Annotated in this window: 19 protein-coding genes; 11 read left to right on the forward strand and 8 right to left on the reverse strand. The window is 63.7% G+C overall.

The features are described from left to right. Window positions 1-100: 100 nt before the first annotated feature. The 3 genes from ACMGF8_RS30935 to ACMGF8_RS30945 all read left to right on the forward strand — a co-directional run bounded on the left by ACMGF8_RS30935 (window position 101) and on the right by ACMGF8_RS30945 (window position 2,624). Window positions 101-1,429, forward strand: coding sequence for an OprD family porin (locus ACMGF8_RS30935; protein ID WP_250329649.1), 1,329 nt, complete (start codon window positions 101-103; stop codon window positions 1,427-1,429). 176 nt (window positions 1,430-1,605) lie between these two features. Continuing rightward, window positions 1,606-1,824, forward strand: a complete 219-nt coding sequence (locus tag ACMGF8_RS30940; RefSeq protein WP_102880967.1) for a hypothetical protein — start codon at window positions 1,606-1,608, stop codon at window positions 1,822-1,824. 341 nt (window positions 1,825-2,165) lie between these two features. Further along, a complete protein-coding gene (locus ACMGF8_RS30945) occupies window positions 2,166-2,624 on the forward strand; it encodes an REP-associated tyrosine transposase (protein WP_250329650.1) in 459 nt (152 codons plus the stop codon). A 484-nt stretch (window positions 2,625-3,108) separates the two neighbouring features. On the opposite strand, the gene ACMGF8_RS30950 is transcribed toward ACMGF8_RS30945, so the two are convergent. From ACMGF8_RS30950 to ACMGF8_RS30960, 3 genes are all read right to left on the reverse strand, one after another. After that, window positions 3,109-6,246, reverse strand: a complete 3,138-nt coding sequence (locus tag ACMGF8_RS30950) for a CusA/CzcA family heavy metal efflux RND transporter (protein WP_416758291.1) — start codon at window positions 6,244-6,246, stop codon at window positions 3,109-3,111. Window positions 6,247-6,272: 26 nt separating this feature from the next. After that, window positions 6,273-7,451: an efflux RND transporter periplasmic adaptor subunit gene (locus ACMGF8_RS30955; protein ID WP_250329651.1), complete on the reverse strand. Its 1,179-nt coding sequence runs from the start codon at window positions 7,449-7,451 to the stop codon at window positions 6,273-6,275. Between the two features lie 197 nt (window positions 7,452-7,648). Continuing rightward, window positions 7,649-8,899 carry a TolC family protein gene (locus tag ACMGF8_RS30960; protein WP_416758294.1) on the reverse strand — a complete coding sequence of 417 codons (1,251 nt, stop codon included), beginning with the start codon at window positions 8,897-8,899 and terminating at the stop codon, window positions 7,649-7,651. A gap of 384 nt (window positions 8,900-9,283) precedes the next feature. Here ACMGF8_RS30960 and ACMGF8_RS30965 point away from each other — a divergent pair, with 384 nt between their 5' ends. Together ACMGF8_RS30965 and ACMGF8_RS30970 are read left to right on the forward strand one after the other, a co-directional pair. Beyond that, window positions 9,284-9,958, forward strand: coding sequence for a heavy metal response regulator transcription factor (locus ACMGF8_RS30965; RefSeq protein WP_102860200.1), 675 nt, complete (start codon window positions 9,284-9,286; stop codon window positions 9,956-9,958). 177 nt (window positions 9,959-10,135) lie between these two features. Continuing rightward, window positions 10,136-10,552 carry a lysozyme inhibitor LprI family protein gene (locus ACMGF8_RS30970; RefSeq protein WP_115580937.1) on the forward strand — a complete coding sequence of 139 codons (417 nt, stop codon included), beginning with the start codon at window positions 10,136-10,138 and terminating at the stop codon, window positions 10,550-10,552. Between the two features lie 32 nt (window positions 10,553-10,584). On the opposite strand, the gene ACMGF8_RS30975 is transcribed toward ACMGF8_RS30970, so the two are convergent. Both ACMGF8_RS30975 and ACMGF8_RS30980 read right to left on the reverse strand, forming a co-directional pair. Beyond that, window positions 10,585-11,904, reverse strand: a complete 1,320-nt coding sequence (locus tag ACMGF8_RS30975; RefSeq protein WP_102860198.1) for an MFS transporter — start codon at window positions 11,902-11,904, stop codon at window positions 10,585-10,587. Window positions 11,905-11,994: 90 nt separating this feature from the next. After that, the gene (locus ACMGF8_RS30980; protein ID WP_102860197.1) at window positions 11,995-12,231 is read right to left on the reverse strand and encodes a Pathogenicity locus; all 237 of its coding nucleotides are present in this window, start codon (window positions 12,229-12,231) and stop codon (window positions 11,995-11,997) included. A 114-nt stretch (window positions 12,232-12,345) separates the two neighbouring features. On the opposite strand from ACMGF8_RS30980, the gene ACMGF8_RS30985 reads away from it, so the two are divergent. From ACMGF8_RS30985 to ACMGF8_RS31005, 5 genes are all read left to right on the forward strand, one after another. Then, window positions 12,346-13,764 carry a short-chain fatty acid transporter gene (locus ACMGF8_RS30985; RefSeq protein WP_102860196.1) on the forward strand — a complete coding sequence of 473 codons (1,419 nt, stop codon included), beginning with the start codon at window positions 12,346-12,348 and terminating at the stop codon, window positions 13,762-13,764. Window positions 13,765-13,959: 195 nt separating this feature from the next. After that, the gene (locus tag ACMGF8_RS30990; protein WP_102860195.1) at window positions 13,960-15,660 is read left to right on the forward strand and encodes an acid phosphatase; all 1,701 of its coding nucleotides are present in this window, start codon (window positions 13,960-13,962) and stop codon (window positions 15,658-15,660) included. 192 nt (window positions 15,661-15,852) lie between these two features. Continuing rightward, window positions 15,853-17,550, forward strand: coding sequence for a molecular chaperone HscC (locus tag ACMGF8_RS30995; RefSeq protein ID WP_207166557.1), 1,698 nt, complete (start codon window positions 15,853-15,855; stop codon window positions 17,548-17,550). Window positions 17,551-17,561: 11 nt separating this feature from the next. Continuing rightward, window positions 17,562-19,193, forward strand: a complete 1,632-nt coding sequence (locus ACMGF8_RS31000) for a J domain-containing protein (protein ID WP_416758298.1) — start codon at window positions 17,562-17,564, stop codon at window positions 19,191-19,193. A gap of 76 nt (window positions 19,194-19,269) precedes the next feature. After that, a complete protein-coding gene (locus tag ACMGF8_RS31005; protein WP_102880979.1) occupies window positions 19,270-20,442 on the forward strand; it encodes a hypothetical protein in 1,173 nt (390 codons plus the stop codon). Between the two features lie 46 nt (window positions 20,443-20,488). On the opposite strand, the gene can is transcribed toward ACMGF8_RS31005, so the two are convergent. Beyond that, complete coding sequence (gene can / locus ACMGF8_RS31010) at window positions 20,489-21,133, reverse strand: carbonate dehydratase (protein ID WP_016963568.1); 645 nt, start codon at window positions 21,131-21,133, stop codon at window positions 20,489-20,491. 152 nt (window positions 21,134-21,285) lie between these two features. Between can and ACMGF8_RS31015 the strand changes: the two genes are divergently transcribed. After that, complete coding sequence (locus tag ACMGF8_RS31015; RefSeq protein ID WP_047306113.1) at window positions 21,286-21,618, forward strand: hypothetical protein; 333 nt, start codon at window positions 21,286-21,288, stop codon at window positions 21,616-21,618. Window positions 21,619-21,756: 138 nt separating this feature from the next. Here ACMGF8_RS31015 and rimI read toward each other — a convergent pair whose 3' ends face one another. Next, the gene (gene rimI, locus ACMGF8_RS31020; RefSeq protein WP_047285456.1) at window positions 21,757-22,209 is read right to left on the reverse strand and encodes a ribosomal protein S18-alanine N-acetyltransferase; all 453 of its coding nucleotides are present in this window, start codon (window positions 22,207-22,209) and stop codon (window positions 21,757-21,759) included. Beyond that, entirely contained in the window at window positions 22,206-23,003 is a 798-nt protein-coding gene (locus tag ACMGF8_RS31025) for an energy transducer TonB (protein ID WP_416758302.1), read from the reverse strand. Before ACMGF8_RS31025 ends, rimI begins: the two co-directional genes overlap by 4 nt. Between the last annotated feature and the right edge of the window lie 133 nt (window positions 23,004-23,136).

Consider the following 23,136-nt stretch of genomic DNA (forward strand, 5'->3'; position numbering starts at 1 on the left):
ACAGCGACTTTCAGGGCGCTTCTGCGCCGGTCAGTCCGCCCAATAAGAACGCCTCTGGCGATATAAAAGTTGATAGCTGCCAACACTCAGGAGCGACCCCATGCGAATCAATCCCCCTCTGTCCCTGTCCGTGCTTGCCGCGGTACTGGGGCTGTGTCCCGTGGCGGCGGTAACCGCCGAGGAACGACCCGAAGGCTTTGTCGAAGGCAGCCGCCTCGACCTGTTGCTGCGCAACTACTACTTCAACCGCGATGATCGCAAGGGCCAGTCCAGCCCCACCGGCAACGGTTACTCCGAAGCCTGGGCCCAGGGCCTGATCGGCCAGTTCGAGTCCGGCTTCACCCAGGGCACGGTCGGATTCGGCATCGACGCCTTTGCCATGTACGGCCTCAAGCTCGACTCCGGCAGCGGGCGCAGCGGCGGCCGTGGCTCCTTCGGCATGCTGCCGGTGAACCACGACAACGAGCCCGCCGACGGCTATGGCAAGGCCGGCGGCGCAGTGAAACTGCGGGCCCTGGACACCGTGCTGAAAGTCGGCGACGTGTTCCCCAAGACCCCGGTGGTGCACTACGGCGACTCGCGCCTGCTGCCGGAAAGCTTTCGCGGGGTGACCCTGGAAAACACCAGCCTCGACGGTCTCAACCTGCAGGGCGGGCGCTTGCACGCCATGAGCCAGCCCGACAGCAGCGGCATGCGCGACGGCTTCGCCACCTTCTACGCGGGCAAGGTCGACTCGCCCTGGGTCGGCTACTTCGGTGGCGACTACAAGTTCAACCCCAACCTGAGTTTCAGCCTCTACAGCAGCCGCCTGAAAGACGCCTGGGATCAGTACTACTTCGGCACGGCGATGAACTACCCGGTGTCCGACGACCTGACCCTGTTCAGCGGCTTCAACTATTACAAGGCTGTGGACGAGGGCAAGAAACTGCTGGGCGAGTTCGACAACAACATCTGGAGCGCCAAGGTCGGCGCCACCTACGGCGCCCACACACTGGCCCTGTCGCACCAGCGCAACAACGGTAACGACGACTTCGACTACCTGCGCCAGTCGGACTCGATCTTTCTCGACAACTCGATCCAGTACAGCGACTTCAACTCGCCCAAGGAGCGTTCGTGGATGGTCCGCTACGACCTCGACATGCAGACCTTCGGCATTCCCGGTCTGTCGTTCATGACCCGCTACGCGCGCGGCAGCGACGCCGACTACAGCCACGCCAACTCGGTGTACATGCGCCGCGACGCGGCGGGTGATCCGCTGACCGATCAGCGTCGCTGGGAGCGGGACATCGAAGCCAAGTACGTGTTCCAGGGCGGCACGCTCAAGGACCTGTCCCTGCGCATCCGCCAGGCGACCATCCGCTCCAGTCAGTTCGAGTCCGACCTGGAAGAATTCCGACTGATCGTCGAGTACCCGCTGGCCCTGCTCTAAAGCGTCTGGCCGGGCAGGTTGCGGCCTGCCCGGTGTTAAAACTTCTTCACAGACGCATGGCTTTCAGAACTGTAATATCGGCCTCACCTTCTCGTTAGGTTGGCCTCCATATACTCCTGAACACACTCGAATCCGCCGTGATTCCCCCGGCCGGCGAGCTTGTCAGGAGAAACACCATGGGTCCCACCCGACTATTGTTGATCGGCCTTCTGGCCACTACCGGCTCCGCCGTCTGGGCATCTGATGGCAGCGAACGCCCACAGCAGGTCCGCGACACCTTCCTCGCCAGCCAGGAACAGATTCACGGCAACGCCAGTCAGCAAACAGCCGCGGCTGGCACCGGCACTTCCCCTCGCGACGCTGGCGCATCCGCTACGGCCGAGGAAGATATTTAACGGCGATGGCCTACCGAGCACATTCATCTCTTGAAGCGTTTTTTTGATGCTCCTTTGGAAAGAGATGAATTTTTAGCGTCCCGCATGGGGCGCTTTTTTTTGCCCGAAAACTGCCGCAGGACTGGCACCTGTAGCCGCTGCCGCAGGCTGCGAACGACCGCGAAGCAGGTGCTGCATCTGAGGATCGCTGAAGGTCCTGCGGACCTTTGCGCAGCTTCGCCTTGGCTCAGCAGCGGCTACAGGGATGCAAGAGAGACATAGGTGTTAACGAGATACATCTGTTAACAGGCCGAGCCAGGACTAGCGTGAAGGGATCATTCCAGCACAGGGAGAGCCGGGTAATGCAATTCCGATCCAATGGTTTTCGCCTGCTCAAAGGACGACACACACAGATCGGTAGAATCTACGCGATAACCGCCGTGACCGAACAGCGACGCCCGATGTTCAGCGACTTCTACCTGGGGCGGCTGGTGGTCGAACAAATCAGGGCACAACACGAAGCGGGACTCATCCACTCCCTGGCCTGGGTGGTCATGCCTGATCACATTCACTGGTTGTTCCAACTGCAGAAATGCTCGCTGGAAGAGTCCTTGTGCCGACTCAAGTCACGAAGCGGGCGCAACATCAACCAGCGCCTGAACCAGCGTCGTCGACTGTGGCAAAAAGGGTATTACGAACGGGCCATCCGTCGCGAAGCAGACCTCAAGGCGCTTGCCCGCTACATCATCTACAACCCGGTTCGAGCGGGACTGGTCCAGCGCGTGGGCGACTATCCCCTCTGGGATGCCGCCTGGCTCTAACCCACCCGCCCTGTAGCCGCTGCTGAGCCCGCGAAGCTGCGCAAAGGTCCGCAGGAACTTGCCTGACGATCCCCCGCCGAACTCGCAGCGGCCTCAAGAACGCCGCGTCCCTTCGGGCCGTTCGCAGCCTGCGGCAGCGGCTACACAAATCCCCGATCGGCACTGGCCCTGTAGCCGCTGCTGAGCCACGGCGAAGCTGCGCAAAGGTCCGCAGGACCTTGCCTGACGATCTCCCGCAAACCCCGCAGCGACCTCAAGACCGCCGCGGCCCTTCGTGCCGTTCGCAGCCTGCGGCAGCGGCTACACAAATCCCCGATCGGCACTGGCCCTGTAGCCGCTGCTGAGCCACGGCGAAGCTGCGCAAAGGTCCGCAGGACCTTGCCTGACGATCTCCCGCCAACCCCGCAGCGACCTCAAGACCGCCGCATCCCTTCGACGGAATGCCGCCCAGTCCGCTCACAGCCTGCGGCAGCGGCGACAGGCGCTAGTCCTCTTCCTTGCGGTGCGCCCATTGGTACAGCGCCGGCAGAACCAGCAAGGTGAGGATGGTGGACGACAGGATGCCGCCAATCACTACCGTCGCCAGGGGCCGTTGCACTTCGGCGCCGGTGCCGGTGGCCAGGGCCATAGGAACAAACCCCAGGGACGCCACCAGGGCGGTCATCAGCACCGGACGCAAACGGGTCAGGGCGCCTTCATGAATCGCCACGGACAGCGAACGCCCTTCCTCTCGCAGGTTGCGGATAAAGGCGATCATCACCAGCCCATTGAGCACCGCCACCCCCGACAAGGCGATAAAACCCACCCCCGCCGAGATCGACAGCGGAATACCCCGCAACCACAGGGCCATGATCCCGCCGGTCAGGGCAAAGGGAATGCCGGTGAACACCAGCAGGCCGTCCTTGAGGTTGTTGAACATCATGAACAACAACCCGAACACCAGCAGCAGTGCCACCGGCACCACCACTTGCAGGCGCTGGGATGCTTCCTGCAATTGCTCGAACTGGCCGCCCCAGGTGGTCCAGTACCCCGCGGGCACCTTGACCTTGCTGGCAATCAACGCCGTGGCTTCCTCGACAAAGGAGCCGATATCCCGCCCGCGAACGTTGGCGCTGACGATCACCAGGCGCTTGCCATTCTCGCGGCTGACCTGATTGGGGCCCAACACCAGATCGAGGCTGGCCACTTCCGACAGGGCGATAAAGCCGATCTGCCCGTTGGCCGTGCCCGCGGTCGCCGGGATCGGGATCAGCAGCCGCGAAAGGCCGTCAATGTCGGTACGCAGTTGGTCCGAGAGACGCACCACCATGTCGAAGCGCCGGTCGCCTTCATACAGGGTGCCGGCCTGGCGCCCGCCCACCGCCACCGCAATGGTGTCTTGCACATCGCCCACATTCAGGCCGAATCGCGCCGCCTTGTCGCGGTCGATATTGATGGTCAGCACTGGCAGGCCGGAGGTCTGCTCGACCTTGACTTCCGAGGCACCGGACAAGCCCTGCAGGGCCGTGGCGATTTCATTGGCGGTCTTGTTCAGCACGGTCATGTCGTCACCGAACACCTTGACCGCCACATCGCTGCGCACCCCGGAAATCAGCTCGTTGAAACGCAGTTGGATCGGCTGCGACAGTTCATAGGCGCTGCCCGGGACCAGGGCGCTGGCGCGCTGGATATCGGCAATCAACGCCTCCCGGGACTTGCCCGGGTCCGGCCATTGCGCCTTGGGCTTGAGCATCAGGTAACTGTCGGAAATATTCGGCGGCATCGGGTCCGAGGCGATCTCCGCGGTGCCGGTGCGGGCAAACACCCGCTCGATCTCCGGCACCTGCGCCAGCAGGGTTTTCTCCAGACGCTGCTGCATGTCCACCGATTGCGTGAGGCTGGTGCCGGGCACCCGCAGGGCCTGTTGGGCGAAGTCGCCTTCGCTGAGGCTGGGAATGAATTCACTGCCCATGCGGCTGGCCAGCACACCGCTGCCCAGCAGGATCGCCGCGGCCGCCGCGAAGGTCGTCGCACGATGGCCCATGACCCAGTCCAGCACCGGCGCGTAGCCCCGCTTGGCGCTGCGCACCAGCAGGTTTTCCTCTTCCTTGACCTTGCCGGTGACAAACAGCGCAATGGCCGCCGGGACGAAGGTCACCGAGAGGATCATCGCCCCCAGCAGGGCCATGACCACGGTGAAGGCCATGGGGTGGAACATCTTCCCGGCCACCCCGGTCAGGGCAAAGATCGGCAGGTACACCACCATGATGATCAACTGGCCGAAGATCAGCGCCCGCCGCGCTTCCTTGGCCGCGGCAAAGACTTCGTGCAGGCGTTCGGAGCGAGTCAGCATGCGCCCATGGTGCTGCTGGGCATGGGCCAGGCGGCGGATGGCGTTCTCCACAATCACCACCGCGCCGTCGACGATGATGCCGAAGTCCAGGGCGCCGAGGCTCATCAGGTTGGCGCTGACCTTGTTGCTGAACATGCCGGTGAAGGTGAACAGCATCGACAGCGGAATCACCAGGGCAGTGATCAGCGCGGCGCGAATATTGCCCAGGAACAGGAACAGAATCACGATCACCAGCAACGCGCCTTCGAAGAGGTTCTTCTTCACCGTGGCGATGGCTTTTTCCACCAGGTTGGTGCGGTCGTACACCGTGACCGCCACCACCCCTGCGGGCAGCGAGCGGTTGATCTCTTCGAGCTTTTTCGCCACGGCCTGGGACACACTGCGGCTGTTCTCGCCGATCAGCATGAACACCGTCCCCAGCACCACTTCCCGGCCGTTCTCGGTGGCCGCGCCCGTACGCAGTTCGCGACCGATCTGCACCTGGGCGACATTGCGCACGCGGATCGGCGTGCCGTCGCTGCTGCTGATGACGATGTTGGCGATGTCCTCGATGGACGCCAGTTGCCCCGGCGCACGGATCAGCAACTGCTCGCCGCTGCGTTCGATGTAGCCGGCGCCGACGTTGGCGTTGTTGCGCTCCAGAGCCGTCACCAGATCATTGAGGGTCAGCTGGTAGGCCGCCAGGCGCTTGGGGTCCGGAGCGATCTGGTACTCCTTGGCGAAGCCGCCGATGGTGTTGATCTCCGCCACGCCCTGCACGTTGCGCAGCTGCGGCTTGATGATCCAGTCCTGGATCACCCGCAAGTCGGTGGGGGTGTAGGGCGTGCCATCTTCCTTGCGCGCACCGTCCTCGGCCTCCACGGTCCAGAGGAAGATTTCCCCCAGCCCGGTGGAGATCGGCCCCATCACCGCCTCCACGCCTTCAGGCAATTGCTCACGAGCCACTTGCAGGCGCTCGTTGACCAGTTGCCGGGCGAAGAACAGGTCGGTGCCGTCCTTGAAGATCACCGTCACCTGGGACAGGCCCGAGCGCGACAGCGAGCGGGTCTGTTGCAAGCCCGGCAAGCCGGCCATGGCGGTCTCGATGGGAAAGGTGATGCGCTGCTCGGTTTCCAGGGGCGAAAACCCTGGCGCTGCGGAGTTGATCTGCACCTGGACGTTGGTGATGTCGGGGACCGCGTCGATCGGCAGCTTCTGGTAGCTGGCGATGCCGACCCCGGCCATCAGCAGCACCGCCAACAGGACGATGATGCGCTGCTCGATGGCGAATTGAATGAGGCGCTCAAACATGGGAAATCACTCTGTGCTGTGACCGATCAATGGCCATGGTCGGCCGAGCCTTTGCCCAGCTCGGACTTGAGGGTGAAGCTGCCACGGGTGGCGACCTGGGCACCGGCGGCCAGGCCTTCGCGGATCTCGACGAAACCGTCCTGAGTGGCCCCGGTGACCACCGGCGTGGCCTGGAAGCCCTCGGCAACCCGGACAAACACCGAAGGCCGGTCTTCCACGGTCTGGATCGCCGTCTGCGGCACGCTGACCGGCGCTTCGAAGGCCTCGGTGGCCACTTGCACCGAGACGAACAGCCCTGGACGCCAGGCGTCATCGGGGTTGGCCAGGGTCACCCGCACGGTGGCGGTCCGGGTCTGCTCCCCCAGCAAGTTGCCGACGTAGGCCACCTGGCCCTGGACCTGGGTCCCCAGCTCACTGGAGCTGACATGCACCGCCTGACCGACCCGGACTTTGTCCAGGTCTTTGGGAAACACCCCAAAGGTGGCCCAGACCCGGGACAGGTCCGACAAGGTGAAAGCGGCGCTGGTTTCGTCCACCACTTCGCCGACGCTGAGGTGTTTCTCCACCACCACACCATCGAACGGCGCGCGCATTTCATAGCGATTGCCCCCCACCAACTGCGCGCTGCCACTCAGGGCATTCATCTTCTGCCGGGCGTTGTCGAGGGCGATTTGCGCTTCTTGCAGGGTCTGCCGCGCCAGCAGGTAATCCTGCTCGGCGGAAATCTGGTCGACCCACAACTGGCGTTCACGCTCGAAAGTGGTACGGGCCAGTTCCACCCGCCGCCCGGCAGCCGCCAATTCACTGCGCAGGTCAGACACCTGCTGGCTGGCGATGACCGCGAGCAACTCGCCACGCTTGACCACCTGACCGAGATTGACCTGCACCGACTCCACCACGCCGGCAGCCCGGGGCACGATGTGGGAGGTGCGATCCTCGTCAAAGCGGATTTCCCCCGGCAGGCTGAGCAGGCGGTTGAGGCGCCGGGGCCCGGCCTCGGCCAGCTCGATACCGGCCGCCTGGATCTGCTCGGGGCTGAGCTCCAGATGCCCTTCAGGTTCGTCTTCGCCATGCCCGGCCGGCTCTGCCACTGCAGGTGCCTGGGTGCGGGCGGGAGTCGCGAACAGGTCCGGCAGCAGCAAGGCTGCCGCTCCCAGGCCGACCACCGCTGAAATGGCCATGACAAGGCTGCGTTTTTTATCCATGGGTGCTCCTGACAATCGATGTTCGGCAGCGCGAGAAGCGCCTTACGAGGTAGGCGGAAAGAAAAGTTCGTCGAGAGCCCGGTGCCATTCATGGACGCACCAGTGCCGGGGCGGCTCATCCGGCGGCGCCAGCGGTGCACCGCTGCAATCGCTGACCAGCAGGGCGGCCAGGCACGCGAGGCCCCTCAACCAGGCTTTCACCAACGGCTGAGGTCGCCGTAGATGCGTTCGATCCGCACCCAGGCATCGGTGGTTTGCGCCACGGCGGCAAGGTACTGGCTGCGAGCGCTGATCAAGGTGCGCTGGGCATCCAGTACTTCGAGGAAGCTGAACTTGCCCATCTCGAAGCCCCGGGTGGCACTGTCCACCGCGCGCTGGGCTGCGGGCAGGATGATCTGGTTGAACGACTGCACCTCGCCCCTGGCGGTGCTCCATTGCTCCAGGGCCTGGCGGGTTTCGCTGCGCAGGCGCAGCTCGGTGGCGTTGCGCAGGTCCCGGGCCTGATCGGCGCGCCGGGCGGCGGACAGCACATTGCCCTGGTTGCGGTTGAACAGCGGCAGCGGCATCGACAGGCCCACCAGGTTCACCCGCTCGCGGGCACTGGCGTCGTACTGACTGCCAACGCTGACGTCGAGGTCGGGAATGCGCTGGGCTTTTTCCAGGCCCAGGGACGCCTCCCGCTGGACAATCTCCTGCTCCGCCAGACGCAGCTCCGCGGTCTCCTGCAACCGATCCAGCAATTGCGCCGAAGCCGGCGGAGTGACCACCGACAGCGAGGGCTCCTGCACGGCGGCAAAGTCCGTGGTGGCAGCGCCCGTGACCCTGGCCAACTGCCGATAGGCATTGTCCTGCTCCATCTGGCCACGATTGAGTTCCAGGCGAACTTCCGCCAACTGCACCTGGGCCCGGGTGGCCTCCACCGGCGAGGCCTTGCCGGCATTGACCCGCCCCTGGGCCACCGTGACACCGCGCTCGGCCAGGGCCAGGGAACGCCCGGCCAGTTGCGTGCGCTCCTGGGCCCGCAGGGCGGCGTAGAAAGCCTCCAGGACATCGGCACGCAGCTGGTTGCTCCGTCGCTCCAGTTCCAGGGCCGCCAGCGCCTGTCCGCGGCTGGCCAGCTCCACCCGAGCGCCGCGCTTGCCTCCCAGTTCCAGCGCCTGGCTGAGTTTGACCGAGGTGGTGCGGGTATCCCTGCGGGTGTCCTCGGCATCCACCGACAGCACCGGGTTGGGCATCAGCCCGGCCTGTTGGCGAGCGCCCTGGGCGATCTCGATCTCCCAGCGTGCGGCAGCCAGTTCGGGGTTGTTGGCAAAGGCATTGGCCAAGGCGCTATCCAGGCTCAGCGCGGATGGCTCGGCAGCACTCGGGGACTGCGCCAGCAGCGCCAGCAGCAGCGCCGCAGAGCAGCGCCAGGCTGCCCGGGGAAGTGTTCTCGGGAAAGTCGGCATAACAGGTTCCGGCCCCTATAGAGGCAAAGTTTCTGCGAAAGTGCAGCGGAACATATCGGTGGTTATTCAACAGCGCCCTGGCCGATATGGAACTGCAACAGTTCGCCCATTGACTGGGAGAGTTTCAATATCGACCAAGGGTAACTTTCGCTGCTTATCAGCAGGGTGGCGCAAAGATTACAAATCCGTTAGCAAAGGCTCTGCATCAACATTCTGTATTAACATTCCGCCATCCAAAGACAATTCCAGACGCACTTTAAAACGCTCCACACAAAGTTAAGTGCGTCTCAAGCTGCCTGCATGAAAGTGCACTTTTAAATTATTAATCCAGTCATTTACAGCAACTTTCTTTTACTGCCCCTTATCGCCGAGAACCTCATCAGCATGCGTATCCTGGTTATCGAAGACGAACTTAAAACTGCCGACTACCTGCATCAGGGACTGACTGAAAGTGGATATGTGGTGGATTGTGCCAATACCGGCGCGGATGGCCTGCACCTGACCCGCCAGCACGCCTACGACCTGGTGATTCTGGACGTCAACCTGCCGCAGATCGACGGCTGGGGCGTGCTGTGCCAGATCCGCCAGGACAGCAACACCCGGGTGATGATGCTCACAGCCCAGGGACGGCTGGCGGACAAGATCCGGGGGCTGGACCTGGGGGCCGATGACTACCTGGTCAAGCCGTTCGAGTTCCCCGAACTGCTGGCCCGGGTCCGCACCCTGATGCGCCGCAGCGAACAGGCAGCGGTGCCCGACGTGCTCAGGGTCGCCGACCTGGAACTGGACCAGGGCCGGCACCGGGCCTTTCGCGGTAAACAACGCATCGATCTGACCACCAAGGAATTCGCCCTGCTGCACCTGCTGATGCGTCAGAGCGGCGTAGTGCTGTCCCGGACCCAGATCATCTCCTTTGTCTGGGACATGAACTTCGATTGCGACACCAACGTGGTGGAAGTCTCGATCCGCCGCTTGCGAGCGAAGATCGACGACCCTTTCGAGCGCAAACTGATCCACACCCTGCGGGGCGTGGGCTACGTCCTCGAAGAGCGCGACTGAGCCGCACGATCGCCTCGCCGGCCAGACCACCTTTTTGCTCATGCATCTGCTGATGCCCCACCGGCTCCATCTGCTCGATCTCGATCCCGTCCGGCACGCCTTGCAGGAGCAGGCACATGCTCTCCCTGGCAACAGCTCTGTAGAATGCCTGCTCCATTCTCAGCGCAAGGGACCGACATGCCTCATCAGCCTTGGATCTTTGGCCTTGTCATCGCCGTACTCGCCAGTGCCGCTGGCTGGGCGCCTGCCCAGGCCGCAGCACTGGACTGCGAGCACATCAGCGTCAGCGAACAGATCGATCGCTGCGCCCGGCAGGACAAGGATCGCGCCGACGCTGCGCTCAACCAGAGCTATCAGGCACTGCTGGTGCGGGTCCACAACCTGTATCCCAGCAGCCTGCTGCAAGAACAGGAATACCTCGGCAAATTGAAGAATGCCCAGCGTGCCTGGATCAAATACCGCGACAGCAGCTGCGTGCTGGAGGCCTTCGAAGTGGAACCGGGCAAGCCGGCCCACGTCACCCTGATCAACCGCTGCGTGACCCGCCTGAGCAACGAGCGCACCCGCTACCTGGACCAACTGCTACCCAAATAATCGCACCCGCTGAAGAAAATTCGCGAAGCTGATCAGTAGCCCCCATCAGGTTGCGCCGACGCGTGCCGAGCCTCGCCCACGCGCCCACCAAAGTAGCTGGCACTGGCCACCCCCACCGCCCCCATCACCGCGCAATAGATCACGCAGATCCATGGGCTCCAGGGCATCAGGGCAATCAGCAATAACGGCGTGGTGCTGGCCCAGAGGGCATAGGCGATGTTGTAGGTGAAGGAAATGCCCGAGACGCGAATCCGCGGTGGAAACAGGCTGACCATCACCGATGGCACCGCCCCCACCACCCCGCAGCCCAGGCCGGCGATGGCGTAGGCCAGGCCGATCCACTCGCCGCCGCTGATCAGGCAGCCATAGAGCACGGCGATGCCCAGGGGCAGCAGCAGGCTGTAGAGCATCACCGTGCGCCAGGCGCCGAGGCGGTCGACGATCAGCCCGGCCAGGATGCAGCCGATGTTGAGGAAAACGATGCCCAGGCTACTCAGGGCAAAGGTATGGCTGGCGCTCATGCCGAAGCTCTTTTGCATCATGGTCGGGGTGATGACCACGAACACCACCACCGCCGAGGTCAGCACGCAGGTGAGGATCAGCGCCGGCAGGATCGCCAGCCGGTGCTCGCGCAGCACGGTGCGCAGGGGCAATTCGCCGGCGCTGTCGCGTTGGTTCTGCAGGGCCACGAACACCGGGGTTTCACTCAGCCAACGGCGCAGCCAAACGCCGATCACGCCAAACACCCCGCCCAGCAGGAAGGGGTAGCGCCAGGCATGATCGAGGATTTCCTCGGGGCTGAAGACCCGCGCCAGCAGGGTCGCGGTCAGCGCGCCCAACAGGTAGCCGAAGGTCAGGCCGGCCTGGAGGAAGCCCAGGGCATAGCCGCGATGGGCCCGTGGCGCGTGCTCGGCGACAAATACCCAGGCACTGGGCACTTCGCCCCCCACGGCGGCGCCTTGCAGCACGCGCAGCGCCAACAGCAGCAAGGGCGCGAAGTAACCGATCTGGGCATAGGTGGGCATGATGCCGATCAGCAGGCAAGGCAGCGCCATCATCAGGATGCTCAGGCTGAAGACCTTCTTGCGCCCCAACCGGTCGGCGAAGTGGGCCATGAGAATGCCCCCCAGGGGCCGGGCCAGGTAGCCGGTGACAAAGATCCCGAAGCTTTGCAGCAGGCGCAGCCATTCGGGCATTTCCGGAGGGAAGAACAGCTGGCTCAGGGTCAGGGCGAAAAATACGAAGATGATGAAATCGTAGATTTCCAGGGCGCCGCCCAGGGCGGCCAGGCCCAGGGTCTTGTAGTCGGCGCGGGAAAAGCGCGCCGGCGACGACTCAGTGGAAGGGGTCATAAAAGCAACTCGGAGGGTGGCAATCAGCAAGGCTGCACATGGTCTATGCAATCGTCCCGAGGAACAACCATCAGTCGTTGGCGATCCGGGCTATAGACGAGCCTTGGCCATGGCAATGGCCGCCTGGATCGCGGCGCGGGCCTGGGGGCTGTTTTTCCAGCAGCTGGAGCCCACCAGGGCCGAGGCCTGGGTGACGATGTCCAGGGCATCGGCGGCGGCCAACTGGCTCAGGGAAATGATCCCCAATTGCTCCAGGCGCCCCACCACTGTGGGCCCGACACCCTTGACTTTGAGCAGTGCGGCGCGTTCTTCGGGGGAAAATGACATCGGCTTTGAGTCCTTTGCAGTCCGTGGCAATTGCCGCATTCTTGCACAGTTCTCGGCCGCCTCAGCCTGGGGCGGCCGTCTTCCTTATAAACATAAGAAATCCGAGGTACTGACGTGGCCGCTGATATTCAAGATAGCCGCTCCGCCCGCTTTGCCCTGCGCTGTTCGAACTGGGCTGAACGCTGGTTTCCCGATTCCTGGGTGTTCGCCGCACTGGCGGTGATCATCGTCACCCTGGCCACCCTGGCCATGGGCGCCAAGCCCACCGATGCCGCCATGGCCTTCGGTGACGGCTTCTGGAGCCTGATTCCCTTCACCATGCAAATGGCCTTCGTGGTCATCGGCGGATATGTGGTGGCCAGCTCGCCGCCGGCGGTGAAACTGATCGACAAGCTGGCGCGCATTCCCAAGAACGGCCGCTCGGCGGTGGCCTGGGTGGCGCTGATTTCCATGGTCGCCTCCTTGCTCAACTGGGGCCTGTCCCTGGTGTTCGGCGGCCTGCTGGTACGGGCCCTGGCCCGACGCACCGAACTGCGCATGGACTACCGCGCCGCCGGGGCCGCCGCCTACCTGGGCCTGGGCGCTGTCTGGGCCCTGGGGCTGTCGTCCTCGGCCGCGCAGTTGCAGGCCAACCCCGGCAGCCTGCCGCCGTCGATCCTGGCCATCACCGGGGTGATTCCTTTCACCCAAACCATCTTTCTCTGGCAGTCGGGGGTGTTGTTGCTGGCCCTGATCGTCGTCTCGCTGATCGTCGCCTACGCCACCGCCCCGGGGCCTAACAGTGCCCGGGATGCCCAGGCCTGCGGGGTCGACCCGAGCTTCAGCATGCCCAAGCCGCAACCGCGGACCCGCCCCGGCGAGTGGCTGGAGTACAGCCCGTTGCTGACCATTCTCCTGGCGCTGCTGGCCGCCGGCTGGCTGTATCACGAGTTCGCCACCAAACCGGCGATCACCGCGATCTCTGGGCTCAACACTTACAACTTCCTGTTCCTGATGGCCGGCGCCCTGCTGCACTGGCGGCCCCGCAGCTTCCTCGATGCCGTGGCCCGGGCGGTGCCTACCACCACCGGGGTGCTGATCCAGTTTCCGCTGTATGGCTCGATCGCCGCGCTGATGACGGTGGTCAAGGGCGTGGACGGCCAGACCCTGGCCCACCACATCTCGACCTTCTTCGTGCAGATCGCTTCCCACGACACCTATGCCCTGCTGATGGGCCTGTACTCGGCGGTGCTGGGCTTCTTCATTCCGTCGGGCGGCGGCAAGTGGATCATCGAAGCGCCTTATGTGATGCAGGTGGCCAATGACCTGCAATACCACCTGGGTTGGGCCGTGCAGATCTACAACGCCGCCGAGGCCTTGCCGAACCTGATCAACCCCTTCTACATGCTGCCGCTGCTGGGAGTACTGGGCTTGAAGGCCCGGGACCTGATCGGTTTCTCCTTCGTCCAGTTGCTGGTGCACACCCCGCTGGTGCTGGTCCTGCTCTGGGCCCTGGGCACCACCTTGGCCTACTTGCCGCCCGTGATCCCCTGAAGGCTTGCCGAGCCCGCTCCGCCAAGACGGAGCGGGCCTGTGGATAAGTCTTTCTCGACGCGGATTTCAGACTTTTCAGAGGCCATCGCAGTGGACTCCTGAAGCATTCCTGTAGTCTTTGCGTCATATTCGGTTGTTACCGTGCCACCGAAATAGTTTGTAACGAATTTCCAGATCGACGTGCAAGGAGCCGACATGAGCGACGATACCGACCAGCGCGACACCCCCGAAACCAACGCCGACCAACCCACCGACACCAGCCGCCGCCGCTTCCTTGGCGGCGTTGCCGTTCTTGGGGTCGGCGCCACCCTGAGCGCCTGCAGCAAGCCCGGCGACCCCGCTGGCAAACCGGATGCACGTCCACTCTCCCCTACTGAGCTGGACAAGGCGCTGCGCGATCAGGTGAAGAACGTGGTGGTGCTGTTCGCCGAGAACCGCAGCTTCAACAACCTGTTCGCCAACTTCCCCGGCGTGGAAAAACCGCTGTCGGCCCTCAAGCCCGAAGCGTTCCAGCAACGGGACCGCGATGGCAGCCTGCTGTCGAAACTGCCGCCCATCTGGGGCGGCATCCTGCAAGTGGGGCCACAGACCCTGGACGGCATCACCTACCCGGTGGAAACCCAGTTCCAGGAAAACCTGCCCAATGCGCCGTTCGCCCTCAAAGGCCCCAGCGGCGAGGACCTGCCCCTGGGCCTGGTGACCCGCGACCTGTGGCATGTGTTCTACCAGAACCAGATGCAGATCAACGGCGGCAAGAACGATGGCTTCGTGGCCTGGGCCGACTCCGGTGCCCTGACCATGGGGCATTACGCCCAGACCCGTTACTCCCTGCGCCTGTGGGATGTGGCGCGAGAGTTCGTGCTTTGTGACAACTTCTTCCAGGGCGCCTTTGGCGGCTCCTTCCTCAACCACCAGTACCTGATCAGCGCCAAGGTGCCGTTCTACCCCGACGCGGCCAACTCGGTGGCCAAGTCGCAGATCGCCACCTTGCAGGGCGACGACCCCAAGGGCACGCGCCTCAAGCCCCTGGACAAGTCCCCGGCCAGTGCCATGGACGGTGCGCCGCAGTTCGGTCCCAGCGCCTTGACCCCTGACGGTTACGCGGTCAATACCATGGCCCCGCCCTACTGGCCGACCTGGATCCGCGACCCGCAGCGCCCGGACTACGCCAAGCCCGACCTGCCCAGCGTACTGGTGCCCCAGACCCACGAGCACATCGGCGACAAGCTGTCGAAGAAGAACGTCGACTGGGCCTGGTACGGCGGCGCCTGGCAGGCGACCCTGGAGCAGTTCAAGGATTCCGGCGGGATTCCCAAGATCCCCAACTTCCAGTACCACCACCAGCCGTTCAACTACTTTGTGCGCCAAGGTCCGGAGAATCCGGCCGAGCGTGCCAAGCGCCTGCGCGACGGCGGCCTGGGAGACGAGTCGAGCACCAACAAGTTCTTCGCCGACGCCGAGGCCGGCAAGCTACCAGCGGTGACCTTCTACAAACCCCAGGGCAACCTCAACCTGCACGCCGGCTATGCCGACGTAGCCGCCGGCGACCGGCATATCGACCGGGCCCTGAAAGTGCTGCGGGAAAGCCCGCAATGGAAAAACATGGTGGTGATCGTCACCGTCGACGAAAACGGCGGCTGGTGGGACCACGTGGCGCCGCCCCAGGGCGATCGCTGGGGCCCGGGCACGCGGATTCCAGCGCTGGTGGTGTCGCCGTTCGCCCGCAAGGGCACGGTGGATCACACGGTGTATGACACGGCCTCGATCCTGCGGCTGATCACCCGGGTGTTCCAGCTGGAAACCCTGGACGGCATCAAGGAACGTGATGAGGCCATGATTGCCCGGGGCCAGACACCCATGGGCGATCTGACCAACGCCCTGCACTTCAGCGTCTGACCCCGGCGGGGCCCGCAACAGGCCCGCCAGCCACCGCAGAACCGAAGCTCAAGATCCGCTTCGGCTCTGCGGCATCGGCGCCAATAATAGCCATGTGACATCACGCACTTTACCCATCCACCCGGCGGGTAATATCCTGCGCGCCACCTATTTGTTTCATCAGTTTTCCGATTGGAAAGGGAGTTCGTCGTCATGATCGTAGGCATCGACCTGGGGACCACCAACAGCCTGGTGGCGGTCTGGCGCGACACCGCCAGTGAGCTGGTGCCCAACGCCCTGGGCCAGCTCCTGACCCCCAGCGTGGTGGGCCTGGACGATGAGGGCCGGGTGCTGGTGGGCCAGGCCGCCCGGGAACGCCTGCACACCCATCCGCAACTGACCACCGCACTGTTCAAGCGCTACATGGGCAGCGCCACCGAAGTGCGTCTGGGGGATCGTCTGTTTCGCCCGGAAGAACTCTCGGCCCTGGTGCTCAAGAGCCTCAAGGAGGATGTCGAGCGCACCTACGGCGAGCCGGTGGAAGAGGCGGTGATCAGCGTGCCGGCCTACTTCAGCGACGCCCAGCGCAAGGCCACGCGGATCGCCGGTGAGCTGGCCGGGCTCAAGGTGGAAAAGCTGATCAACGAACCCACTGCCGCGGCCCTGGCCTACGGCCTGCACCAGCGCGACAAGGAAACCTCGTTCCTGGTCTTCGACCTCGGTGGCGGCACCTTCGACGTGTCGATCCTGGAGCTGTTCGACGGGGTCATGGAAGTCCGCGCCAGCGCCGGTGACAACTTCCTCGGCGGCGAGGATTTCGACAGCCTGCTGCTGGAGCACTTCATCGAACAGCAAGGCCGGGCGGCGGACTTTCCCGAGCGCCAGAGCGTGCTCCAGGCCCTGCGCCGGGAAGCCGAACGGGTACGCCGTGCCCTGGGCCAGGAACCCAGCGCCGAGTTCAGCCTGCGCGTCGATGGCCGGCAATGGACCCAGACCATCACCCAGGCGCAGTTGGCCAACCTCTACACGCCCCTGCTGGAACGCCTGCGGGCGCCCATCGAGCGGGCCCTGCGCGATGCGCGAATCCGCGTCAGCGACCTGGATGAAATCCTCCTGGTGGGCGGCGCCACCCGCATGCCCCTGGTGCGCAAGCTGGCGGCGGGGCTGTTCGGGCGCTTTCCTTCCATCAGCCTCGACCCCGACGAAGTGGTGGCCCAGGGCGCGGCGGTCCAGGCCGCCCTCAAGGCACGCTCCGCGGCCCTGGAAGAAGTGGTCCTGACCGACGTCTGCTCCTACACCCTGGGCATCGAAACCTCCCAGCAGTACGGCAACCAGATCGAGGGCGGGCATTACCTGCCGATCATCGAGCGCAACAGCGTGGTGCCGGTGAGCCGGGTCAAGACCGTGCAAACCCTGCACGACAACCAGGAACAGGTGCTGCTGAAGATTTTCCAGGGCGAGAGCCGCCTGGTGCGCGACAACGTCGCCCTCGGCCAGCTGGAAATGCAGGTGCCCAAGCGCCCGGCCGGTGAAGTCTCGCTGGACGTGCGCTTCACCTACGACATCAACGGCCTGCTGGAAGCCCAGGTGAGCATTCCCCTGACCGGTGAGAGCCGTTCCCTGGTGATCGAGAACAACCCCGGCGTGCTGACCCCGGAAGAAATCCAGGAGCGGCTCAAGGCCCTGGAGCAACTGAAGGTTCATCCCCGCGACCAACAGGTCAACACGCTGCTCAGCGCTCGGCTGGAACGTCTGTATCAGGAAAGCCTTGGGGAATTGCGCGAACAGATCGGCTACTGGGCCGGGCAATTCCAGCAAGTGCTGGACACCCAGGACGAGCGCAAGATCCGCGAAGTGCGCAACCAACTCAGTGAACAGTTGCAGAGACTGGAAAACGGCCACTGGCACTGAGGAGCGGCGACATGGACTGTTGGACCCTGCTGGAGCTGCCGGACGATGCCGATGAGCGCAGCATCAAGCGCAGCTACGCCAAACGCCTGAAAACCACCCGTCCCGATGAGGATGCCGAAGGCTTCCAGCGTCTGCGCGAGGCCTACGAGCGGGCGCTGCAACTGGCACGCTGGCGCGAAGAGGAACAAGAACGACCGACTTCCCACACGACGCTAGCCAGCACGCTCCCGACCATGACACCGGCGAATGACGCCAACCTTCGACATTGGTCGCAACTGCTGGAGATCCAACCCGCGGCTCAAGCGCTGCCAATCACCCGGCAAACCGACGACCCGGCACAGCCTCTGCTGCTGAACCTGAGTCGGCACACACTGCCACAGCGCTGGCAACAGGCCCTGGACCTGGATTGTGCGCCAGCTTTTGAAGCCGGTTTGCTGCGTCTTTGCTTCGAACAGCCAGGGCTTCGCACTGCCATCACCACCTGGGCGGTGCAGCACCTGCAATGGCTGACACCCTGGCAGCAGGTGCACATGACACCCTGGGAAGAAGAGGCGCTGACCAGCGGGTTGTTGCAGCAATACCGGCAGACCCTGCAAGAGCTTCTGGAAACCCGGCAGGAACCGGAATTCCTCCATTCCCTCGAAACCTACAGTAAACAGCCCTGGATGCAGGTGTTCGACCGTCGACAGGAATGGCAACGAATCGTCATGCAATTGCTGTACGACACTCAGTGGACCCTGCCGTTGCTCGACCGAGTCTGCCAACTCCTGGGCTGGGACGATGCCTGCGGGGTCCATCCGGAACCCGCCTGGATCTGGCATAGCCTGATCCAACGCTGTGAGCAGGAAGCCTTCTTCCACGCCCTGCAAGCCAAGGCGCAAGACCACAAGACCTGGGCACCTGAAGTTCAGGCGGCGCAACTGCTGCTCAATCCCTTGTCACGCCGGCAACAGCAGAACCTGATCCTGGACTTCGGCGTAGACCACTGGGTCGCCTGCCAGGATCTTGCGCAAACCCTGAGCAGGCGTTACCCGCAACTGATCGAGCGTCTGCCCTGTAGCGACGTTTTCTTCTGGCGCAAGTTCATGCCTCGGCCCCCAGCGGCGCAGACCTGGATCAGGGTCTGGGCTGCCCTGGCTCTGGCCTTGACCCTGTTCTTCCTTAATCAGGAGGATCATTCAGCAATGCCTGCCTTGTTATTCGGGGGAACGATCGCGTTGATTCCCACGGCGGTGGCACGCTTGATCATGCTCCTGCTCTGGGTGCCCACATCTCATCAGATGATTGCCCTTGATCTGTGGCTCAGCGAACGCCTGCTGCCCAGACGTCTGAATCCCCATGGCGAGTGGTTGATATTGCGCCACGCAGTCCCCCAGTTGGCGATGCTTGCAGTTTTCGCGGCCTTGCTGGGACCGCTGGGGATGGCCGGATACTCGGGTTTCATCCTGATCGGCCTGTTGCATGACAAACGGATCGGGCATCTGGACCCAGGTTTCAGTGAAAGACACCCTTACCTGACTGCGTTGCACTGGAGCCACTGGAGCCCACTGCAAGTTATTTTCCTGCTGCTCATGAGCGGCATCATCCTGGCGTGCCGAATCCATTATCCCGCCTATCCTCTGACACGCTTGCTGCCTGGTTGAACAGGTACGGGCCGAACGTTCATTTACACAATGCCCTTCCCCCCTGCATGGGGTTCACGCTGAAAAGGATCTGAGCATGTTCAAATTCGCAGGAATCTCCCTGGCCCTGGCGGCCGCCGCGTTGAGCACCAGCGTCATGGCCGATGTCGAGGTCGATCTGGGCAGTCCGCAACGTGTCACCCAACTCTTCGCCTACCCCAACAACTGCAACGTGATCTGCTATCGCAACTGGACCCTGGAGCAGACGGTGGAGCACTACCTGACCCAAAGCGTGCAGCGCGATGGCTACAGCGCGGCCAAGGTCAGCGTGAAAACCGCCAACGACAAGGTTGTCGCCTCCATCAGCGGCGTGCCCGAGGGCTACGACAAACCGTTGAGCGCCCTGCTCGATGCCGGCGACCTGGCCTATAAAGGCGCCAGCCAGCTCAATGCCGATGGCAAATGGGCCTACAGCTGGTACCTGTTCCTGCCTCTGGGCATGGCCCTGGAAAACCGCAAGAGCGTCGAGCTGCTGCACTTCCCGCCGGACTATTCATTGACCCAGGCCCAGGACTACCTGGAGTCGGCCACCACCGACCGCTGGGCTACCCTGCTCACCGTCAACGGCATTGCCGCAGAGCAAACGCCGGCGTACCAGACCATTGTCGACATCGCACCGATCGCCGCGCCATCGAGTGCCGGCAAGGACCTGGAAGGGGTCTACAGCTACTTCAACAACTACCAGACCACCATGGTCAAGCAGGTCAGCCAGAACGCCAGCGGCGCGGCCTTGCCGATGGTGGCTTTCGGTGCGCCCGTGCGTAACTGGCTCAAGCAGCAATATGGGGTCACGGTGAATGTGCTGGGCCTGGCGCAGATCAGCCCCAGCGAAGGCGTGAAGGTGCCGGTACTGGGCTCCAACCACCCGAGCTACATCTGGTACGCGGCGGACCCGGACAACTATGACAACGACGAGGCCAAGGCCGACGCCGCAGGGCTGAAAGTCATGGGACAGGATTTGAGTGCGGCCTGCTGGCAGGCCGGTATGGGCAGCAAGCCGGGGACGGACCCGAGCACCCTGCTCAGCAGTTGCACCCAGACCTGGCAGGTGACGCAAAAAGAGCAGACCTGCGAGTTGTTCTACACCTCGGTACGCAAGCTGACCGAGCAACAGGCCGCGGCCAAGTGCAGCAGCGCACCGGTCACGACCCAGCTCAAGCAGCTCAAGGCACCGGCACCGGCGCCAAGCACCGAGGTGCCGCACCTCTGAAGTCCGCCGCTGGCCGCTGCGCCTTCACGCAGCGGCCAGCCCGCATTCAGACGGCGCCGAGGGGACGCAGGCGATATTGCGGTGGCAGTTGTTCGAAACCGCTGATGGTCGTGTCCAGGCTCTTCCAGCGACCGTCCTTGATCCCGTAGATGCAACCGTGGATCGACAGGCTCTGCCCGCGATGCCAAGCGTTCTGCACGATGCTGGTATGGCCGACGTTGGCCACTTGCTGGATCACGTTCAGTTCGCACAGGCGGTCGACTTGTTCTTCTTCAGTGGCCAGTTGTGCCAGCGCCTCGCGGTGCTCGTAGTACAGGTCACGAATCGAACGCAGCCAGCCATCGATCAGGCCAAACTGGCGATCCTGCATCGAGGCGCGCACGCCGCCGCAACCATAGTGGCCGGTGACCAGGATGTGTTTGACCTTGAGTACATCCACCGCGTACTGGATCACCGACAGGCAATTGAGGTCGGTGTGCAGCACGACGTTGGCCACGTTACGGTGCACAAACAGGTCGCCCGGCAACATGCCGACGATCTCGTTGGCTGGCACCCGGGCGTCCGAGCAGCCGATCCACAGGTACTCCGGAGTCTGCTGGCGGGCCAGCTTGGAGAAGAATTCCGGATCTTCCTGCTTGATCGCTTCGGCCCAACGCGCGTTGTTATCAATCAGATCTTGTAGTTCGTTCATGCTGTGAAGCCTCAAGAATGATGCGCAGCTTTGACAGACGAGTGCCTGTCGAGGTCACGCCAATAACGGCAGATACCGGTTATCCCTGCCGGGGAATCTTCACCGGGGCTGTGGGTCCACCCTGTAAGCCCCTAAAAGTATGAGCAATCGCCATGACCGAATCACGACGCCCCTTCAACGCGCCCCAGCCCGAGCCGATCGACGATGATCAGGATCGCATGGGGTCCATGGAGGAACTGCATTTCGATGACGACGAACCCGGCGCCCTCAGCAGCACCGGCCTCACCAGCGACGGCTCCAGCGACGACGACCTGAGCCCGGAAACCCTGATCCGCGAGGATGGGGCCCGTTCTGCCCGGGAAATCGGCGCCGATAAACCGGCGGACTGGGATCTGAGTATTGTCGATGCCACGGACATTGGGGGTGGCAGTGGTCTGGATGAAGCCGAACTGGCACGTCGCGACCCGCTGGACGGCAAACCCTGAGCTCGGCGCCACATTCAATGACGCCCTCTCCCGCAGAGCCGGCTTGCCGGCGAAGAGGCCCTCAAGCCATACATCGCCGCGAATGGCGTCTTCGCTGGCAAGCCAGCTCCTGCAGCTGCCTGCGTGCTGGTTGAAGGCTCAGTCGACCAGGGTGCAGGCCATCACCAGGGCGTCTTCGCGACCGCCCACCGCCGGGTAATAGTCGCGGCGGCGCCCGACTTCATTGAAGCCATAACGCTCGTAAAGCCGATAAGCGGTCTGGTTGCTGGAGCGCACTTCGAGGAAACATTCGCGCGCGTCCTTTTGGTAGGCGCGCTTCATCAGTTCCTCCAGCAGCCGCAGGCCCAGGCCGCGGCCCTGGCTTTCCGGCTTGACGGTGATGTTCAGCAGATGCGCCTCGTCAATGATCACCTGGATCACCCCGTGGCCCACCTGCTGGCTGCCTTCGAACATCAGCCAGACTTCGTAGGACTTGAAGGCATCCATGAAAATGCCCCGGGTCCAGGGGTGGCTGAACGCGGCATATTCGATTTTCAGGATGGCATCCAGGTCCGCCTCGGTGGCCAGGCGGAAGGTCAACGCGTCACTCATTGGTCATTGTGCTCATCAGTGCTTTTCCAGCGCGTCATCAATCGACGCATGGCTTGCCAGACATCAGCCTTACGCTGTGGCTCTTCCATTAATAGTTCCAGGCCGGGCAAGGCCCAGGCCGAACCCAGGCCTTCGACCTGCAGTTCACGGTTGTAGGATTCAGCGTTGGCTTCCCCGGCGAAACGTACGGCCGGCAGACCGACCAGCCACAGGCAGACGCAGGGCTCTTCTTCGATGCGCACGCCGACAAAGGCCTGGACGAAGTCCCGGGCGGCTTCCGGACCTTGATCGAGGTTGCCCCGGGTCAGCATCGGCCAGCGCACCGGCTCGGCGAGGATCTGCGGGCTGTCCGGCAGGCCGGCGGCGCGCAGCATGTCCTTGAGCAGCAAGTAGGCCGGGTCGCGGCTCTGGAAGGCTTCGCCTGTGGGTAACTCCACCAGCAGCAGGCAACGGCCGGCCCGCAGCAACTGCAAGGCAAAACGCGGCGGCGGTACCACCGGCGCCTTGACCACCGGGGCCGGGGCTTCTTCGCCCTCGGCCACTGGCTTGCTGGCTGACTTTGCAGGCGCGGTGGACGGACGCGGCACCTCGATTTTCGGCCGTTCGACGGTCCTTGCAACCGCCGCCGGGGCCTTTGCCTCGACCACAGGGGCAGGCGGGGCCTGCACCTCAGGTTCCGGCAAGGCCAGCAATTCAGGACGCGAAGGGGCGGCAAAGGGCAATTCGCTGCGCGGCAGCCAACTGACCACCTGCATGGCGGACAGATAAGCGCGACGACGGGACTCGATAAGCAAAGGTCGGCCACTTGTGGATAACTGAGGTGGGGGATTCTACCGTCCTTCGCCAAAGATCGCCCGCTGTTGATTGCGCGCAAAAGCGACAGTCCGTCTCATACCTGGGTCCGGGGGTGAATCGTCGGCCCCCTGA

This window comes from Pseudomonas sp. BNK-7, assembly GCF_048072025.1.
GTDB lineage: Bacteria > Pseudomonadota > Gammaproteobacteria > Pseudomonadales > Pseudomonadaceae > Aquipseudomonas > Aquipseudomonas danubii.

What these genes read in the sequence shown, in the direction of transcription:
- ACMGF8_RS30935 (WP_250329649.1), top strand. Translation starts at nt 101, where the DNA reads ATGCGAATCAATCCCCCTCTGTCCCTGTCCGTGCTTGCCGCGGTACTG.
- ACMGF8_RS30940 (WP_102880967.1), top strand. Translation starts at nt 1,606, where the DNA reads ATGGGTCCCACCCGACTATTGTTGATCGGCCTTCTGGCCACTACCGGC.
- ACMGF8_RS30945 (WP_250329650.1), top strand. Translation starts at nt 2,166, where the DNA reads ATGCAATTCCGATCCAATGGTTTTCGCCTGCTCAAAGGACGACACACA.
- ACMGF8_RS30950 (WP_416758291.1), bottom strand. Translation starts at nt 6,246, where the DNA reads ATGTTTGAGCGCCTCATTCAATTCGCCATCGAGCAGCGCATCATCGTC.
- ACMGF8_RS30955 (WP_250329651.1), bottom strand. Translation starts at nt 7,451, where the DNA reads ATGGATAAAAAACGCAGCCTTGTCATGGCCATTTCAGCGGTGGTCGGC.
- ACMGF8_RS30960 (WP_416758294.1), bottom strand. Translation starts at nt 8,899, where the DNA reads ATGCCGACTTTCCCGAGAACACTTCCCCGGGCAGCCTGGCGCTGCTCT.
- ACMGF8_RS30965 (WP_102860200.1), top strand. Translation starts at nt 9,284, where the DNA reads ATGCGTATCCTGGTTATCGAAGACGAACTTAAAACTGCCGACTACCTG.
- ACMGF8_RS30970 (WP_115580937.1), top strand. Translation starts at nt 10,136, where the DNA reads ATGCCTCATCAGCCTTGGATCTTTGGCCTTGTCATCGCCGTACTCGCC.
- ACMGF8_RS30975 (WP_102860198.1), bottom strand. Translation starts at nt 11,904, where the DNA reads ATGACCCCTTCCACTGAGTCGTCGCCGGCGCGCTTTTCCCGCGCCGAC.
- ACMGF8_RS30980 (WP_102860197.1), bottom strand. Translation starts at nt 12,231, where the DNA reads ATGTCATTTTCCCCCGAAGAACGCGCCGCACTGCTCAAAGTCAAGGGT.
- ACMGF8_RS30990 (WP_102860195.1), top strand. Translation starts at nt 13,960, where the DNA reads ATGAGCGACGATACCGACCAGCGCGACACCCCCGAAACCAACGCCGAC.
- ACMGF8_RS30995 (WP_207166557.1), top strand. Translation starts at nt 15,853, where the DNA reads ATGATCGTAGGCATCGACCTGGGGACCACCAACAGCCTGGTGGCGGTC.
- ACMGF8_RS31000 (WP_416758298.1), top strand. Translation starts at nt 17,562, where the DNA reads ATGGACTGTTGGACCCTGCTGGAGCTGCCGGACGATGCCGATGAGCGC.
- ACMGF8_RS31005 (WP_102880979.1), top strand. Translation starts at nt 19,270, where the DNA reads ATGTTCAAATTCGCAGGAATCTCCCTGGCCCTGGCGGCCGCCGCGTTG.
- can (WP_016963568.1), bottom strand. Translation starts at nt 21,133, where the DNA reads ATGAACGAACTACAAGATCTGATTGATAACAACGCGCGTTGGGCCGAA.
- ACMGF8_RS31015 (WP_047306113.1), top strand. Translation starts at nt 21,286, where the DNA reads ATGACCGAATCACGACGCCCCTTCAACGCGCCCCAGCCCGAGCCGATC.
- rimI (WP_047285456.1), bottom strand. Translation starts at nt 22,209, where the DNA reads ATGAGTGACGCGTTGACCTTCCGCCTGGCCACCGAGGCGGACCTGGAT.